Source organism: Salipiger thiooxidans, assembly GCF_900102075.1.
Taxonomy (GTDB): Bacteria; Pseudomonadota; Alphaproteobacteria; order Rhodobacterales; family Rhodobacteraceae; genus Salipiger; species Salipiger thiooxidans.
On the sequence record NZ_FNAV01000002.1, the window covers coordinates 274714 to 291771 of the forward strand.

Sequence of the window (17058 nt, forward strand, 5' to 3'; positions counted from 1 at the left end):
CGCCCCACGGCTCACACCGTCGCGGCGCCACGGACGGGACAACGCGCAGCCCGTCCCTTCATCTTGCCGGAAAAACTCCCGCCGGAGGCCCCGCTCCCCGGCCTCTGCCACGCCGGGCACTGCGCCGACCCAGCACCGGCGCGCCCCGGCGACGCGCGCAGCGCGGCGCAACACCTCCTGCCCGATGCGCAACGCCGCCCGGCCGCACCCGAAGCTCCCCCACAGGGCGCCCATCCCGGACACCCCACTCTCCCTGCCCACCGACGCGCCCAGCACGGCGGCTCTCCGCACGGACATAGCTCAGCAATGACGGCCCTCATCGACATCATCCTGCCGGTCTTCCTCGTGATCGGCGCCGGCTATCTCGCCGCGTGGCGCGGGCTGCTGCCCGAAAACGCCATCGACGGGCTCATGGGCTTCACCCAGACCATCGCCATTCCCTGCCTGCTGTTCAGCGCCATGTGGAAGCTCGACCTCGGCGCCAATTTCTCGGCACCGCTGCTGATCTCCTTCTACACCGGCGCCAGCGCGGGCTTCCTCGCGGGGCTGCTGGGCGCGCGGCTGCTGTTCGGGCGCGACTGGCAGGACAGTGTCGCCATCGGCTTCGCCTGCCTCTTCTCGAACTCGCTGCTGCTCGGCCTGCCGATCACCGAGCGCGCCTACGGCACCGACGCGCTGGCGGGGAACTACGCGATCATCGCCATGCACTCGCCGTTCTGCTACGCCCTCGGCATCACCGCGATGGAGATCGCCCGGGCCCAGGGCACCGGGCTGCGCCGGCTGCCGGTGACGGTGGCGCGCGCCATGTTCCGCAATGGGCTGGTGATCGGCATCATCATCGGCGTCGCCTTCAACCTCGGGAGTGTCAGCCTGCCGAACCCGGTGGTGCAGGCGCTCGAGATGGTCACCCGCACCGCCCTGCCCGCAGCGCTCTTCGCGCTCGGCGGCATCCTGTTCCGCTACCGCCCCGAGGGCGACCTGCGCACGGTGCTCTACGTCTGCGCCATCTCGCTCGGGCTGCACCCGGCGATCACCTGGGGTCTGGGCTCGGCCTTCGGGCTGTCGACCGACTCGCTGCGCTCGGGCGTGGTAACCGCGGCCATGGCGCCGGGCGTGAACGCCTATGTCTTCGCCAACATGTACGGCCGCGCCAAACGCGTCGCCGCCACCGCGGTGCTTCTGGCGACGGGGCTCTGCATCGTCTCGAGCTGGGTCTGGCTGCACCTGCTGCCCTGACCCGCTGCCCTGACCGGCCTCACATCGCGAACAGCATCAGCACCAGGAGCTGCGGCGCAAAGATCCGCAGCCCCATGACCAGCGGGTAGACCGCGGCGTAGGACACCGACGCCGCGGCCGAGGGGCTCTGGGCGTTGGCGAAGGCAAGCGCCGGCGGATCGGTCATCGAGCCCGCCAGCACGCCGCAGAGCGCGAGGTAGTTGAAGCCGAAGACCAGCCGCGCCACGAAGCCCACCAGCAAGAGCGGCACCAGCGTGATCATCACGCCATAGCCCACCCAGGCGAGGCCGTCGCCGGTGATCAGCGTGTCGAGGAACCGGTCCCCGGCCTTGAGCCCCACCACCGCAAGGAACAGGATGATGCCGAACTCGCGCAGCGCGTGGTTGGCCACCGGCGGCATCACCCAGGTAAAGGGCCCCCAGCTGCCCAGCCGCCCGAGCAGGATCGCCACCACCAGCGGCCCGCCCGCGAGCCCCAGCTTCAGCGGCGCCGGCAGTCCGGGAACGGCGATCGGGATGCTGCCCAGCAGCACCCCCAGCACGATGCCGAGGAACACGCCCGGGAAATCCACCTCGTCGAGCCTCCGGCTCTCGTCGCCGAGAATGCCGCGCACCCGGTCGATGCTGTCGCGCGGGCCGACGACGGTGACGATGTCGCCGAACTCGAGCGTGCTGTCGCCCTGCGCGGGCAGCTCGGTCCCGGCCCGGTTGATGCGCGACACCGAGACGCCGTAGCTCTCCTCGAGCCGCAGCGACCGCAGCCGGTGCCCCGAGGCGTGGCGGTCGGTGACCACGACGCGCGCCCACGCGAGGTCGGTGCCCTTGGTGGTGAGCGGCGCCGCGGCCTCGCTGCCCAGCACCAGCCGCATCGCCTGCAGCTTCTCGGTGGGCCCGACGAGGTGCAGCACGTCGCCGCAGGCCAGCACGCTGTCGCGCTGTGGCACCAGCAGCGCCCCGTCCTTGCGCATCCGCGAGGGTACAACGCCGGCGTCGAACAGTCCCGGCACCTCGGCCAGCCGCAGCCCGTCGAGGTTGCGGTTCTCGACCACCACGTCGAGCGACGGCAGCGAGCCCGACCCGCGGCGGCGCTGCGCGTCATAGGCCTCGGCCTCGGCGGGAATGTCGACGCGGGTGATAAAGCGCAGCAGCAGCATCGACAGCAGGATGCCCACGATGCCGAAGGGATAGGCCACCGCATAGCCCAGCGACGGCATCGCCACCGCGTCGGCGCCCGCGCCCACGTCCGCAAGCGCCTGCGTCGCGGCACCGAGCCCGGGCGTGTTGGTCACCGCCCCCGACATGATCCCCACCAGCGCCTGCACCGGCACGTCGAAGGCGAAATGCACCGCCAGCGTCACCAGCACGCCGAGCACCACCACCGACGCCGCGGCGAGGTTCAGCTGCAGCCCCGAGCGGCGCAACGAGCCGAAGAAGCCGGGCCCGACCTGGATGCCGATGGTGAAGACGAAGAGGATCAGCCCGAATTCGCGCACGAACTCCATCATCTCGGCGTTGAAATGCAGCCCGAGCCGCGCGGAGACGTCACCGAGCGCGATGCCCGCGAAGAGCACCCCGCCGATGCCCAGCCCGACGCCGCGGATGCTGAGACGCCCAAGCAGCAGCCCGAGCACGCCCGCCAGCGCCAGCGCCATGGTGGCCTGCGCCACCTCTCCCAAGTTGAGCCCGGTCATCGCATCGTTCCTCCTGCCGCCCGCCGCGCGTGGGCGAGTCGCCCGCCAAGTTCATGCCGCCCTGCAGCAAAACGCAATGCCGGGGACCGCGACCCGGCGCCGCGCAGGGGGATCGGGCCAAAGGATCGGGCAGGCATGGGCCCCGCAGCCCCCCATCCGGGCCGAGTCGCAGGGCCGCACGCGTGCCGGGGACGGGATGCGCACGGGAAATGCCGCCCTGAGCGCAAAGCTCTGTGCCAAAGCGGTCTCCGAGGGGCAAATTCGCGGTTTCGCCCCGTCCTGCGCTTCGCTATACGAGGCGCGTTTGGACCTCCAAAAGGACAGGTGAGCTATGGCAAACGTGGTCGTCGTGGGCGCCCAGTGGGGCGACGAGGGCAAAGGCAAGATCGTGGACTGGCTGTCGAGCCGGGCCGACGTGATCGCCCGTTTCCAGGGGGGCCACAACGCAGGCCATACCCTCGTGATCGACGGCAAGGTGTTCAAGCTCAACGCCCTTCCGTCGGGCGTGGTGCGCGGCGGCAAGATGTCGGTGATCGGCAACGGCGTGGTGCTCGACCCGTGGCACCTCGTGAAGGAAATCGCGCAGATCCGCGAACAGGGCGTCGAGATCACGCCCGAGACGCTGATGATCGCCGAGAACACCCCGCTGATCCTTCCGATTCACGGCGAGCTCGACCGCGCCCGCGAAGAGGCCGCCAGCAAGGGCTCGAAGATCGGCACCACCGGCCGCGGCATCGGCCCGGCCTACGAGGACAAGGTCGGCCGCCGCTCGGTGCGCGTCGCGGACCTTGCCGATCTCGCCACGCTTGAGGTGCGCGTCGACCGCGCGCTGCTGCACCACGACGCGCTGCGCAAGGGCCTCGGCCTGCCGGCCGTCGACCGCGCGGCGCTGATCGACAGCCTCAAGGAGATCGCGCCCGAGATCCTGAAATACGCAGGCCCCGTCTGGAAGGTGCTCAACGAGAAGCGCCGCGCCGGCAAGCGCATTCTCTTCGAGGGCGCACAGGGCGCGCTGCTCGACATCGATTTCGGGACCTACCCCTTCGTCACCTCGTCGAACGTGATCGCGGGTCAGGCCGCCACCGGCACCGGCATCGGCCCGGGCGGCATCGACTTCGTGCTCGGCATCGTGAAGGCCTACACCACCCGCGTCGGCGAAGGCCCCTTCCCGACCGAGCTGGATGACGACGACGGCCAGCGCCTCGGCGAGCGTGGCCGCGAGTTCGGCACCGTGACGGGCCGCAAACGCCGCTGCGGCTGGTTCGACGCGGTGCTGGTGCGCCAGACCTGCGCCACCTCGGGCATGAACGGCATCTCGCTGACCAAGCTCGACGTGCTGGACGGGTTCGAGAAGATCAAGATCTGCACCGGCTACCAGCTCGACGGCGAGATCCTCGACCACCTGCCGATCGCCACCGAGCAGCAGGAACGCTGCGTGCCGGTCTACGAGGAGATGGAAGGCTGGAGCGAGTCGACCGAGGGCGCGCGCTCGTGGAACGACCTGCCCGGCGCCGCGGTGAAATACGTGCGCCGCATCGAAGAGCTGATCGGCTGCCCGGTCGCCATGCTCTCGACCTCGCCCGAGCGCGAGGACACCATCCTCGTCACCGACCCGTTCGAGGACTGATGGCACTCAAGCACAAGACGCGGAAGCGGCTCTCGCTGCTTCTGCTCGTGGTCTGGCTGCCGCTCTATATCGTGGCGGCAGTCAGCATCGTGAACGCTCTCGACCGGCCGCCGATCTGGGCGGAACTCCTCGTTTACGTGGCACTCGGGTTCCTCTGGGCCGTGCCGTTCCGCTTCGTCTTCAAGGGCGTCGGCCGCGAAGACCCCGACGCCTGAGCGCATGGCCCCCGCGGCCAAAGGGTCCGGCAGAGGGCCTTGCCGAGAGATAAATGTCGCCTTGCGGCGGCGACAGGGCCTTTGCGAAGGCCCTTCATCTTTCTGATAACGCTCAAAAAAACACGCCCTTTCCCGACATGATCAAGGCGTGACTGGCCCTGCGGCCAGCTCACTCCGCCCCAGGAAGCGGCGCGCTGGCGCGACCGGGCCATGCGCCATGGGCATGGCGGGGCTGTCAAATCAACAGGTGCACGCCCGCTGACTCCGCCCGCCGTTCGCGTTAACGGAACCTCTCGAAAAAATAAGTGTCTCAAGCGCGAACGGAAAAGTAATAAAATGACTGACAGCACCGCCGATTTTGAAACGGCGGCCTCAAAGGGCCAGCCGGTTCTCAACTCCCCCGCCAAGGTTCTGACTGCGAGCCTCGTCGGCACCACCATCGAGTTCTTCGATTTCTACGTGTATGCCACGGCGGCCGTGCTGGTATTCCCCGCGCTGTTCTTCCCCAACAGCGATCCGATGACGGCGCTGCTGGCCTCCTTCGCGACCTTCTCCATCGCCTTCTTCGCGCGCCCGCTCGGCGCCGTGGTCTTCGGCCACTTCGGTGACCGCATCGGCCGCAAGGCGACGCTGGTCGCCGCCCTGCTCACCATGGGCATCTCGACCGTCGTCATCGGTCTGCTGCCCACCTACGAGCAGATCGGCGTCGTGGCGCCGCTGCTGCTGGCGCTCTGCCGCTTCGGCCAGGGCTTCGGTCTTGGCGGCGAATGGGGCGGCGCGGTGCTCATGGCGACCGAGAACGCCCCCGAGGGCAAGAAGAACTGGTACGGCATGTTCCCGCAGCTCGGCGCTCCGGTCGGCCTCTTCCTGTCGTCAGGCCTGTTCTGGATCCTGCTCCAGTTCATGCCGCAGGAGACCCTCCTGAGCTGGGGCTGGCGCATTCCCTTCGTCGCCTCGCTGGTGCTGATCATCGTCGGCCTCTGGGTGCGCCTGTCGATCACCGAGACTCCGGACTTCCAGAAGGCCATCGAGAACGAGGAGCGCGTCGCCGTCCCGGTCATCGAGCTCTTCGCCAAGCACAAGGTCTCGATCGTTCTTGGAACCTTCGTGGCGCTGGCGACCTTCGTGCTGTTCTACATCTCGACCGCCTACCTGCTCAGCTACAACGTCAAGGTCGTGAAGATCCCCTTCACCGACGCGCTGGCGATCCAGATCTGGGGCTCCATCGTCTTCGGCATCTTCATCCCGATCGCCGGCCTCTCGGCGGAACGCTTCGGCCGCCGCGAGGTGCTGATCGCGACCACCCTCGCCATCGCCGCCTTCTCGTTCCTCGTGCCGGTGCTGATGGTCGCGAACGAGGCCCGCATCCTTGGCTTCGTGACGCTGGGCATGGCGCTGATGGGCATGACCTACGGCCTGATCGGCACCGCGCTGGCCGCCCCCTTCCCGACCCGGGTGCGCTACACCGGATCGTCGATCACCTTCAACTTCGCGGGCATCTTCGGGGCCTCGCTGGCGCCCTACATCGCGACCTGGCTGCAGGCCAACCACGGCATCGCCTACGTCGGCTACTACCTCTGCGCCGCCGCGCTGATCACCCTGCTCTGCATCTTCGCGAGCGCCCGAGGCAAGGTCTGAAGACCGGCCTGTCCCGAGAAACGAAAGCGGCGGACCCGAGGGCCCGCCGCTTTATTCTGTCCGGTGCTCAGGGGGGCTATTCCGCCTTCCCCTCGGCCTCTTCGATGCCGTAGCGCTTGAAGAGCTTGCCCTGCGTCATGAAGAAGGCAAACACCGCGGCGGTGAGGCCGAAAGTCTTGAAATAGACCCAGCTCTCGGTGCTCATCGTGCGCCAGATCACCTCGTTCAGCAGCGCGAGCCCGAAGAACAGCGCCGTGACGCGCCTGGTGAGGATCATCCAGCCCTCGCGCTTGAGCGGCATCACCCCCTCCATCACGGTCCGCAGGTAGCTTTCGCCCCGCAACAGGCCGATGCCGAGCGCAGTGCCGAAGAGCAGGTAGATCAGCGTGGGCTTCATCTTGAAGAAACGGTCGTCGTTGAGCCAGACCGAGAGCCCGCCGAAGACCACGATCAGCACCGAGGTGACGATCTGCATCGGGCTCAGGTGACCGGTGAGCTTCCAGAGCGCCGCGGTGCAGGCCAGCATCAGCGGGATGAAGCCTGCGGTGACGAGGATGAAGCCCTGATACTCGGTGCCGCCGAGAGTGAAGGTCCGGTCCTTCAGGAGCAGGTAGGCGGCGAAGAAGACGAGGATCGGGCCGATCTCGAGCGCCGACTTCAGGAAAGGGTTGATCTGTTTCGCGGCCATGCGGCTCTCCCGTTGTTTGCACGAGAGATAGCCGCGGCGGCGCCGGTTCTCAATGGCAGGCGGTGCACTGTCGGAGGTGGCGGGATGCCTCCGGCGGGAGTTTATCTTGCAAGATGAAGGAGCGGGGGCTGGTGCGGAGTGCCGGTGCGCGATGACGGGCGCTTCGCGGGCGGAGGCGGCAGGACGCCTCCGGCGGGAGTTTATCTGGCAAGATGAAGGAGGGGGTGCTCCTTGCCGAGGGGCGTGCCTGTGTTGGCGGTCCGTGTGCCGTGGTCGCTTGGGGCGCGGCGCATGGGAGGAGGAGGTTTGGCGGCGCCGCTCGGGCGGTGTGTCCGAGCGGTGTGAGGGGCCGGGCGCGCATTTGGGCGCGCGCCCGGGCCCTGTCAGCCGTTGTCGAGGCCAGTGAGGGCCGCGGCGAATTCCTCGGGATCGAAGGGGGCGAGGTCGTCGATCTGTTCGCCCACGCCGATGGCGTGGATCGGCAGGCCGAAGCGGTCGGCCAGCGCCACCAGCACGCCGCCCTTGGCGGTGCCGTCGAGCTTGGTCATGACCAGCCCCGAGACGTCCGCCACCTGCCGGAAGATCTCGACCTGGTTGAGCGCGTTCTGGCCGGTGGTGGCGTCGAGCACCAGGAGCGTGTTGTGCGGGGCGTCTGGGTCCTTCTTGCGGATCACGCGGACAATCTTGGCCAGCTCCTCCATCAGGTCCTGGCGGTTCTGCAGGCGGCCTGCGGTGTCGATCATCAGCAGGTCCGCGCCCTCGGCCTGGGCCTTGCTCATGGCGTCGAAGGCGAGGCTCGCCGGGTCCGAGCCCTCGGGCGCGGTCAGCACCGGCACGCCGGCGCGCTGGCCCCAGACCTGAAGCTGCTCGACGGCGGCGGCGCGGAAGGTGTCACCGGCCGCGATCACCACCGACTTGCCCGCAGCACGGAACTGCGAGGCGAGCTTGCCGATGGTCGTTGTCTTGCCCGAGCCGTTCACGCCGACCACCAGCACCACCTGCGGCTTTTTGGGGTAGAGCGGCAGCGGCCGCGCCACCGGCTCCATGATCCGGGCGACCTCGCCGGCGAGCGCCTGCTTGATCTCCTGCGTCGAGACGCGCTTGCCGAAGCGCCCCTCGGCGATGTTGGCGGACACCCGCAGCGCCGTGTCGACGCCCATGTCGGCGGCGATCAGCAGCTCCTCGAGGCTTTCCAGCATCTCGTCGTCGAGCACGCGGCGCACCACAGGGGCGCCCGCCGGTTCGCGGCCGAAGAGGCGCCCGAGGAAGCCGCTGCGCGGGGTCTCGGTCGGAGTCTCGGTCGGGGTCTCGACCGGCGGGGACACCGGTTCGGGGTCGCGCGGCACCGGCATCTCGAGCGGCGGCGGCGGTGCGATCTCGGGCGCGGGCGCGGGCATCGGATCGGCGGGCGGCGTCGCGTCGGGGCCCGGAGCCGGGGTCCCGGCCGGGGTCGGCGCGGGATCGGACGGGGGAACGATCTCGCCCGGGGTCTGCGGCGGCGTCTCGCTGGGCGTGGGCGCCGGCGTCTCGACCGGGGGCTCGGGCGTCTCGGCGGGCGGCGGCGGCACGTCCGCCGGGGCGGGCGTCGGGGTCGCCGGTTGCGGCGTGGGCGTCGGCGTCGGCGTCGGCGAGGACGGCTCGGGCGCGTCCTCGGTGCCGCCCTCCTGCATGATGGCGTCGAGCCCTTCCTCGAGTTTCGAGGAGGACTTGAAGAGCTTGTTCTTGAGCTTGCCGAAGAAGGACATGGACGGGACCCCTGATCTGCCGTTCCCCCTCAGATAGAGCGTTTCGGGCGGAAGCTAAAGCACCCGGCGGCGGTTTGTGTCTTAGATGCCGTTCAGCACCCGCGCGGGGCCGCCCGCGACGAAACTGTGAGTTGACCTCCGGCGGCGGGCGCGGCCAAGTGACGGCATGTGGCGGGTGGTGCTCCTCTTCGGATTTCTGGCCATGGCCGCCCCGCTGCGGGCCGGCCCCGAGGCGCCACTTCCCGAGCCCGGCACCCTGTGCTCGCCCGGCACCTTCGGGCCCGTCGAGTGCATCCGGCCGAGCCAGGTCGTGCACGACACCTGCCAGGCCATCGAGCATTTCGCCCTGCGTAACGGGCTCGAGCCCGGCTTCTTCGCGCGGCTGCTCTGGCAGGAGAGCCGCTTCGATCCCAACGCGCTGAGCCACGCCAACGCGCAGGGCATCGCGCAGTTCATCCCCTCGACCGCGAGGCTGCGCGGGCTCCACGACCCGTACAATCCCGCCGAGGCGATGGAGTATTCCGCCGAGTACCTGGGCGAGCTGGTGCGGCGCTACGGCAACCCCGGGCTTGCGGCGGTGGCCTACAATGGCGGCGAGCGCCGCGCCGAGGCGCTGATGGCGCAGGACGCCGCCCTGCCCCGCGAGACCGTCGATTACGTGCGCATCGTCACCGGTGTCGATGCCGGGACATGGGCCGAGGATCCGCCCGAGGCGCATGACTACCGCTTGCAGCCCGGCGTGCCCTTCGCAGAGGCCTGCCACGATCTCGCCCGCAACCGCCGCCTCACCGCCTATCCCGAGCCGGAACCGGCGCGGGCGCCGTTCGGGGTGCAGATGGCTTACGGCACCACCAAGGCGCGGGCGCTCGAACAGTACCGGGTGCGGGTAAGGTCCTGCGCCGCGCTGGTGGCGGAAGAGGATCCGGAGCTGGTCTGGCAGAAGAGCCGCGCCAGCCCGCGCGGCGGCTACTGGATGGCAAGGATCGGCCGCGACAGCCTCGCAGAGGGCTGGCGCTACTGCACGAAGCTCAAGGCGCGGGGCTGCGCCTGCGCGGTCTACGCCAACGGTTGAGCGCCTGTGCGTCGCCGCGTGGCCTGACGTTTGGTCGGCACGGGATTGGCGTAACGCATGGTCGGCGCAGGACGGTCTGTTGCTTGATAGGCGCAGCATGGCCTGCCAATCGGTGGAAGCGGCATGGCGTGACACGGCGGTCGCCGCGGCGCCGCCCGTCTCGAGGTCAGGCGGGCGTGAACCGGCGCAGGACAGGGGCAGGCGGCGGGCGCGACGACGCTGCCGGAAATGGTGCGCCGGAGGCAAAGGCGTCGAGGACGGGCGAGCGCTGCGTCGCGGCCCCGCACGACAGCCCCTGATCGCGTTGGCGAGCTTACCTGCATTCCAAAACCGTGGCAGCGGATGACAGCCCGGTGCGCGTCAGGGCCGACCCGGGCCGGAGCTCTCGCGGGCCGCTCCGGATGTTTCCAAATCCCACCCCTCGGCGCGGGGCCTGCGCCCTTCCCTCGGGGGGCGAGGTCTGGCAGGGTGCTGGCATGCGTGCGCTGCTGCCCCTCCTTCTGACCGTCCTCGCGTCGCCCCTCGCGGCGGCGCAGCCGATGTCCGCCTCCGAGTTCGAATCCTACGTGCAGGGCAAGACGCTCTACTTCGGCCAGGAAGGCACCGCCTACGGGGTCGAGGAATACCTGCCCGACCGGCAGGTGCGCTGGTCGTTCCTCGACGGCCAGTGCAAGGACGGGTTCTGGTACGACGAGGCCGGCATGATCTGCTTCGTCTACGAGGACCAGCCGGCACCGCAGTGCTGGAGCTTCTTCCGCGAGGGCGGCAAGCTCCGCGCGGTGTTCGAGAACGATCCCGACAGCACGGTGCTCTACGAGGCGCAGCAGGACGACCAGCCGATGATGTGCCTCGGCCCGGACGTCGGCGTCTGAGCCCACCCCCACAAGCGCACGGCGCGGGCAGCGCGCTTTTCCCGACGACCTACGCGCATGAACAGGCGCTCAGAGCAGGCTGCCCTGCTCCGGCGCCGGTGTGTCCTTGCGCTTGGGACGGGCCTTGCCGCCCAGCGTGAAACGGCCGTCGCTGAACTCGATCTCGAGCCCGGCGGCGTTCTGGGCTGCGGCCTTGTGGGTGAGGATCGTGCCCTCGGCACTGCGCACCACCGCGTAGCCGCGCGCCAGCGTGCCCTTGTAGCTCAGCGTCTCGAGCAGCCGCGACAGCCCGTCGAGCTTGCGGGCCGGATCGTCGAGCCGGCGGGTGGCACTTTCTTCCAGCCGGCGCGAGAGCGTGGCGAGCCGGTCGCGGCCCTGCGCGATCTCGCGCTCGATCGGGCGCAGCGACAGCCGGTCGGTGCGCCGTCCCAGCGATTCGCGGCCATGGGCGATGACCCGGGTCAGCAGCGACGGGCGCAGGGCGCCGGCCACATCGGAAAGCGCCACGCGCCGCTGCTCGGTGCCGCGGATCAGCGCGCGGGGCAGCCGGTCGCCCAGCAGGTCGAGCCGCTGACGCGGCTGGTCGAGCAGGGTCTCGGCGCGCGGCAGGGCGCGGGAGAGGTCGCGCAGGCGCTGCGAACGCACCTCGATCCGCTGGCCCATGGCGCGGGTCATGCGGACGCCCGCCTCGCCGGTCCAGGACAGCAGCTCCATGCGCACCGGCACCGCGATCTCGGCGGCGGCGGTGGGCGTGGGCGCGCGCCGGTCGGACACGAAGTCGATGAGCGTGGTGTCGGTCTCGTGCCCCACCGCCGAGATCAGCGGGATCTGCGAGGCGGCGGCGGCGCGGGCGACCGCCTCTTCATTGAAGCCCCAGAGATCCTCGACCGAGCCGCCGCCACGGGCCACGATCAGCAGGTCCGGGCGCGGCAGGGCGCCGCCGGGGCTGAGCGCGTTAAAGCCCTCGATGGCGCGCACCACCTCGGGGGCGCAGTTCTGCCCCTGCACCGCCACCGGCCAGATCAGCACCTTGCGCGGGAAACGGTCGCGCAGCCGGTGCAGGATGTCGCGGATCACCGCCCCCGAGGGCGAGGTCACCACGCCGATCACCTCGGGCAGGTAGGGCAGCGGCCGCTTGCGGGAGGCGTCGAAGAGCCCCTCGGCCTGCAACAGCGCCTTGCGCTTCTCGAGCATCGCCATCAGCGCGCCGAGGCCCGCCGGGCGGATGTCCTCGATGACGATCTGGTACTTGGACTGGCCGGGGAAGGTGGTGAGGCGCCCGGTGGCCACCACCTCCATGCCCTCCTCGGGCTGGGTCTCGAGCCGGGCGGCGACGCCCTTCCAGACGATGCCGGCGATCACCGACCGGTCGTCCTTGAGGTCGAGGTAGATGTGCCCCGAGCGCGGGCGCGACACGCGGCCGACCTCGCCCTTGACGCGGACATGGCCGAACTCGCCCTCGATCACCCGCTTGACCGCGCCCGAGAGCTCGGAGACGGAGAATTCCGGGGTGTTGCCGCTGTCGTCGTCGAGAAGGTCCATGCCGCGGTGCCTCGTGCCTCATATGCTCTTGCCCCGATGGTAACGGGCGGCGGCGGCAAGGGAAAGGCCGCGGCGCAGCGGCGACCACGCCTTGGCGAAACGCCTCAGGCGGCCTCGGACTGCGCCACGTTGCGGCAGCGCGGGCAGCACAGCGCGCAGGCCTCGACCGCGCGGAAGCGCTCGCGGGCGGCGTCCATCGCCGGGGCGCAGCGCTCGAAGGCACCGAGCCGGTCGAGCCGGGCCCGGTCGGGCAGCACCTGGCAGTCCTCTGTATGCACGAAATGCAGATCGTCGAGATCCTTGTCGCGCGTCACGAGATAGCTCTTCTCGATCATCGGGACGGGTCTCCTGTTGCCGTTGCGGGCAGAACGTCCCCCGAAGCGAGCGGTTCCGGCTGTTGCGCAGTTCCCCTGCCCCCGCTAGAGACCGGGGCGAGACACGGGCGGGCGATGGCGAAAGGTGGCACGACGATGAACATTCTCATTCTCGGCGGCGGCGGGCGCGAACACGCGCTGGCATGGGCGGTGATGCAGAACCCCAAGTGCGACAAGCTGATCGTCGCGCCGGGCAATGCCGGCATCGCGCAGATCGCGGAATGCGCGGCGCTCGACACCGAGGACGGCGGCGCGGTGACCGAGTTCGCGGGCGAGCACGCCATCGACCTGGTGATCGTGGGCCCCGAGGCGCCGCTGGCTGCGGGCGTCGCCGACCGGCTGCGCGAGGCGGGCTTCCTGGTCTTCGGACCGTCGCAGGCGGCAGCCGAGCTCGAGGCCTCGAAGAGCTTCACCAAGGCGATCTGCGACGCGGCGCACGCGCCCACCGCGGCCTATGGCCATTTCACCGACGCCGAGGCCGCCAAGGCCTATGTGCGGGCGCAGGGCGCGCCCATCGTGGTCAAGGCGGACGGGCTCGCGGCGGGCAAGGGCGTGATCATCGCCGAGACGGTCGACGAGGCCTGCGCCGCCATCGACGACATGTTCGGGGGCGCCTTCGGCGGGGCCGGCGCCGAGGTGGTGATCGAGGAGTTCATGACCGGCGAGGAAGCCTCGTTCTTCGTGCTGGTCGACGGCGAGGACGTGCTGCCCATCGGCACCGCGCAGGACCACAAGCGCGTGGGCGAAGGCGACACCGGCCCCAACACCGGCGGCATGGGCGCCTATTCCCCGGCCCCGGTGCTGACCGACGAGATCGCGCAGAAGGCGCTCGACCGCATCGTCAAGCCGACCATGGCCGAGATGGCGCGGCGCGGCACGCCCTATTCCGGCGTGCTCTACGCCGGGCTGATGATCGAGAACGGCGAGCCCCGGCTGGTCGAGTACAACGTGCGCTTCGGCGATCCGGAATGCCAGGTGCTGATGATGCGGCTGGGCGCGCAGGCGCTCGACCTCATCCACGCCTGCGCCGAGGGCCGTCTGGCGGATGCGCGGGTGGACTGGGCCGAGGATCACGCGATGACCGTGGTGCTGGCCGCCGAGGGCTATCCCGGCAGCTACCGCAAGGGCACGGTGATCGGCGGCCTCGACGGGCTGCCCGAGGACAGCTTCCACCAGATGTTCCACGCGGGCACCGCGCAGCAGGACGGCAAGGTCGTGGCCACCGGTGGCCGCGTGCTCAACGCCACGGCGCGCGGCGCGACGCTGGCCGAGGCCGCCGAGCGCGCCTATGCGCTGGTCGATGCGGTGGACTGGCCCGAGGGCTTCTGCCGCCGCGACATCGGCTGGCGGGCGCTCTGAGCCCAGTTTCGCGACGGTCCCTGACTCTGGCGGGCTGAGGCCTGGCCCGCCATGGCTCCGGGAAGGTGTCGCGATCCCTGCCAGGCGGGTACGGGCGACGGCGAACGCCTCTCCGGGACCAACCAAGGGGGTATCCTCCGAGACCAACCGGCAGCGTCCGCCCCGCTGGCAGAAGCCTGCCCCGCAAACGCGACAGGTCCTGCTCAAACCGGACGCCTCCCTCACCAACGCGACGGGACCCCAGAAAACCGAACCCATCCCCGCAAACGCAACGCGGCGCCCCCGCAGGGACGCCGCGCGTGTCTGTCACTGGTGTGAGCCGGTGTCGGCTCAGGCGGCCTTGGCACTGTTCGAGCCGATGAACCACGCGTCCTTCTCGGCGGTGCGGCTCACTTCGGTGAACAGGTCGGCGCTGTCCTCGTCTCCGGCCTCGTCCGCAGCCTCGATGGCCTTGCGCACGTTGGTCGAATACTCGTTGAAGCGCTTCACCAGCTCTTTCACGTGATCCTCGACCGACACGATATCGGTGGGATAGGCGGTGAGCGAGGACTTCTCGGCCACCGTCTCCGAGGTGCCCTGGGCCATTCCGCCCATCATGGCGACGCGCTCGGCCATCATGTCCGCACCGTCGCGCAGGTGCGCCGCCACGTCGTCGAGCAGCTCGTGCACGCCGATGAAGCCGACACCCTTGAGGTTCCAGTGCGCCTGCTTCACGGCGTTGGTCAGGTCGATGGTGTCGACCAGACGCTCGTTGAGAAGCGCGATCATGTCCTTGCGGGCGTTTTCCTTGAGGAAGGGAACGAAGTTCTGCGGCATGTCTCTCTCCATTCTTTCTTGCAACATAAAGGCGCGGCCTTGCCGGCCCGCGCCGCCCGGGAGTTCTGTCCGGGTTTCAGCAAAAGAACGTCCGCATGCCCGCGCGGGTTCCGTCACTGAGGAGAAATCACCTCGGACTCGGTGACGATGAGATCGAGTGGCTGGTCGTTGGGATCGTGCGGCAGCTCGGGGGCCTCCTGCGCGGCGTAGGCGAAGCCGATGGCGAAGACCGGCCCCCTGCCCCGCAGCGCCTGAAGCGTGCGGTCGTAGTAGCCGCCGCCGTAGCCCAGACGGTGGCCCGCTCGGGTGAAGGCCACCAGCGGCACCACGACGATCTCGGGGGTCACGAACTCGGGCCGCTCGGGGATGCGGGCGCCGAACGGGCCCGGGACCAGCGCCATGTCGGGCTCCCACAGGGCGAAGCGCAGAGGCGTCGCCTCGGCCTCGATCACCGGGACCGAAACCGGGCCATAGGCCGAGGCCTCGGCCATCGCCGGCAGCGGGTCGATCTCGGAACGGATCGGCACGTAGCCCGCCAGCGGCACGCCGCGATGGCCCGCCAGCAGCTCGGAGAGGCGCCCGGCGGCGCTGCCCGCATCGGCGGCATGGGCGGCGGCACGGCGGGCATAGGCGGCAGTCCGTGCCGCCTGCTTGGCGGCGGCCAGCGCGTCGCTCACAGCAGCACCGCCGAGGCAAGGCCGAGGAAGGCGAAGAAGCCCACCACGTCGGTCACCGTGGTCACGAAGGTGCCCGAGGCCAGCGCCGGGTCGACGCCGAAGCGTTCCAGCACCACCGGCACCCCGATCCCGGCAAGCCCCGCGATCACGAGGTTGATGATCATCGCGATGGCGATCACCAGCCCCAGCACCGGTGAGCCGAACCAGATCAGCGCGAGAATGCCCATCACCACGGCGAAGCAGAGCCCGTTGATCAGCCCCACCGTCAGTTCACGCAGGATGATGCGCCAGACGTTGCTCGAGGTCAGGTCCTTGGTGGCCAGCGAACGCACCGCGACGGTCAGCGCCTGCGTGCCGGCGTTGCCGCCCATTGAGGCCACGATGGGCATCAGCACCGCCAGCGCCACCACGGTGGCCAGCACGTCCTCGAACTGCGCGATGACCAGCGAGGCCAGCACCGCGGTCGCAAGGTTGACGGCAAGCCACGGCAGGCGCTGCCGCACCGTCTCGACCGTGCCGTCCGAGAGGCGGCTCTCCTCGCCCACACCGGCGAGGCGCAGGATGTCCTCCTCGTGCTCCTCGTCTAGCACGGCCATGGCATCGTCGATGGTGATGACACCGACCAGCCGCTCGTTCTCGTCCACGACGGGCGCCGAGATCAGGTGATACTGGTTGAAGGCATAGGCCACCTCGCCCTCGGGGCGGGTCACCGGGAAGACGTGGAACGTGTCCGAGATGATCGAGCGCAGCAGCACCTCGCGGCGCGATGCCATGAGCCGCCCCAGCGCCACGTTGCCGATGGGCCGCAGCTTCGGGTCGACCAGCACGATGTGGTAGAACTGGTCCGGCAGGTCCTCGGTCGAGCGCAGGTAGTCGATGGCCTCGCCCACGTTCCAGTGCTCGGGGGCCATGACCACCTCGCGCTGCATGAGACGGCCGGCGGAGTATTCGGGATAGGTCAGCGACTGCTCGACGGCGACCCGGTCGCTGTCCTCGAGCACCTCGAGGATGGCTTCCTGCTGGGCCTGGTCGAGGTCTTCCAGAAGGTCGACCACGTCGTCCGATTCGAGCTCGCGCACGGCCTCGGCCAGAACCGCCGGATGCAGGGCGCGGATCACGTCCTCGCGGATCGATTCGTCCAGTTCGGACAGGATCTCGCCGTCGAATTCCTTGTCGTAGAGCTTGATCAGACGCATCCGGTCGAAGGCGTTGATCTGTTCGAGAAGGTCGGCGATGTCGGCGGCGTGAAGCGGCTCCATCAGCTCGACGAGCTTCTCCCGGTCGCCGACGTCGACCGCATAGAGGATGGCCGCCACGCTCTTGGGCTGGAGCGCGTAGGCGTCTTCGTCGTCGCGGGTCTCTTCGACCACGGCGTTTTCGGTGTCTTCGGTCATGCCTGCTCCGCGGTCTTGCCTTCGCCTCAGAGTTTAGGGCATCGCGGAAAGATGCAACAGGGCGCATTGAGTTTCGCGGCCCGCATCGCCATTCTGGCGCGCGGCCACAACCG

General features: G+C 69.6%; 15 protein-coding genes. 7 read left to right on the forward strand and 8 right to left on the reverse strand.

Features of this window, described 5'->3' with window-relative positions:
• The first annotated feature begins 306 nt into the window (after window positions 1-306).
• Window positions 307-1236, forward strand: a complete 930-nt coding sequence (locus BLQ77_RS03565) for an AEC family transporter (RefSeq protein ID WP_089955517.1) — start codon at window positions 307-309, stop codon at window positions 1234-1236.
• A 19-nt stretch (window positions 1237-1255) separates the two neighbouring features.
• Here the strand turns inward: BLQ77_RS03565 and BLQ77_RS03570 are convergent, their stop codons facing one another.
• Window positions 1256-2926, reverse strand: a complete 1671-nt coding sequence (locus tag BLQ77_RS03570; protein ID WP_089955520.1) for a putative transporter — start codon at window positions 2924-2926, stop codon at window positions 1256-1258.
• 331 nt (window positions 2927-3257) lie between these two features.
• On the opposite strand from BLQ77_RS03570, the gene BLQ77_RS03580 reads away from it, so the two are divergent.
• The 3 genes from BLQ77_RS03580 to BLQ77_RS03590 all read left to right on the forward strand — a co-directional run bounded on the left by BLQ77_RS03580 (window position 3258) and on the right by BLQ77_RS03590 (window position 6406).
• Window positions 3258-4553, forward strand: a complete 1296-nt coding sequence (locus BLQ77_RS03580) for an adenylosuccinate synthase (RefSeq protein ID WP_008886173.1) — start codon at window positions 3258-3260, stop codon at window positions 4551-4553.
• Window positions 4553-4768, forward strand: coding sequence for a DUF2842 domain-containing protein (locus BLQ77_RS03585; protein ID WP_008886148.1), 216 nt, complete (start codon window positions 4553-4555; stop codon window positions 4766-4768). The genes BLQ77_RS03580 and BLQ77_RS03585 overlap by 1 nt, the downstream gene beginning before the upstream one ends.
• 336 nt (window positions 4769-5104) lie before the next feature.
• The gene (locus tag BLQ77_RS03590; RefSeq protein WP_089955527.1) at window positions 5105-6406 is read left to right on the forward strand and encodes an MFS transporter; all 1302 of its coding nucleotides are present in this window, start codon (window positions 5105-5107) and stop codon (window positions 6404-6406) included.
• Window positions 6407-6482: 76 nt separating this feature from the next.
• Here the strand turns inward: BLQ77_RS03590 and BLQ77_RS03595 are convergent, their stop codons facing one another.
• Window positions 6483-7094, reverse strand: coding sequence for an inner membrane-spanning protein YciB (locus BLQ77_RS03595; RefSeq protein WP_089955531.1), 612 nt, complete (start codon window positions 7092-7094; stop codon window positions 6483-6485).
• A gap of 383 nt (window positions 7095-7477) precedes the next feature.
• Window positions 7478-8839 (reverse strand): signal recognition particle-docking protein FtsY, encoded by a 1362-nt coding sequence (gene ftsY, locus BLQ77_RS03600; RefSeq protein WP_089955535.1) that lies wholly within the window; start codon window positions 8837-8839, stop codon window positions 7478-7480.
• A 202-nt stretch (window positions 8840-9041) separates the two neighbouring features.
• Here ftsY and BLQ77_RS03605 point away from each other — a divergent pair, with 202 nt between their 5' ends.
• Together BLQ77_RS03605 and BLQ77_RS03610 are read left to right on the forward strand one after the other, a co-directional pair.
• Window positions 9042-9911 carry a lytic transglycosylase domain-containing protein gene (locus BLQ77_RS03605; protein ID WP_242661624.1) on the forward strand — a complete coding sequence of 290 codons (870 nt, stop codon included), beginning with the start codon at window positions 9042-9044 and terminating at the stop codon, window positions 9909-9911.
• 476 nt (window positions 9912-10387) lie between these two features.
• Window positions 10388-10783 carry a hypothetical protein gene (locus tag BLQ77_RS03610; RefSeq protein WP_008885517.1) on the forward strand — a complete coding sequence of 132 codons (396 nt, stop codon included), beginning with the start codon at window positions 10388-10390 and terminating at the stop codon, window positions 10781-10783.
• Between the two features lie 69 nt (window positions 10784-10852).
• Here the strand turns inward: BLQ77_RS03610 and xseA are convergent, their stop codons facing one another.
• Entirely contained in the window at window positions 10853-12325 is a 1473-nt protein-coding gene (xseA, locus tag BLQ77_RS03615) for an exodeoxyribonuclease VII large subunit (RefSeq protein ID WP_089955538.1), read from the reverse strand.
• A gap of 104 nt (window positions 12326-12429) precedes the next feature.
• Window positions 12430-12660, reverse strand: coding sequence for a hypothetical protein (locus tag BLQ77_RS03620; protein WP_089955544.1), 231 nt, complete (start codon window positions 12658-12660; stop codon window positions 12430-12432).
• A 135-nt stretch (window positions 12661-12795) separates the two neighbouring features.
• Here BLQ77_RS03620 and purD point away from each other — a divergent pair, with 135 nt between their 5' ends.
• The gene (gene purD / locus BLQ77_RS03625; protein WP_089955841.1) at window positions 12796-14058 is read left to right on the forward strand and encodes a phosphoribosylamine--glycine ligase; all 1263 of its coding nucleotides are present in this window, start codon (window positions 12796-12798) and stop codon (window positions 14056-14058) included.
• Window positions 14059-14388: 330 nt separating this feature from the next.
• Here the strand turns inward: purD and dps are convergent, their stop codons facing one another.
• The 3 genes from dps to mgtE form a co-directional block, all read right to left on the reverse strand.
• Window positions 14389-14874 (reverse strand): DNA starvation/stationary phase protection protein Dps, encoded by a 486-nt coding sequence (dps, locus tag BLQ77_RS03630; RefSeq protein WP_008885160.1) that lies wholly within the window; start codon window positions 14872-14874, stop codon window positions 14389-14391.
• A 113-nt stretch (window positions 14875-14987) separates the two neighbouring features.
• Window positions 14988-15551, reverse strand: a complete 564-nt coding sequence (locus tag BLQ77_RS03635; RefSeq protein ID WP_008884440.1) for a 5-formyltetrahydrofolate cyclo-ligase — start codon at window positions 15549-15551, stop codon at window positions 14988-14990.
• Window positions 15548-16945, reverse strand: coding sequence for a magnesium transporter (gene mgtE, locus BLQ77_RS03640; protein WP_008883697.1), 1398 nt, complete (start codon window positions 16943-16945; stop codon window positions 15548-15550). Before mgtE ends, BLQ77_RS03635 begins: the two co-directional genes overlap by 4 nt.
• Window positions 16946-17058: the final 113 nt, after the last annotated feature.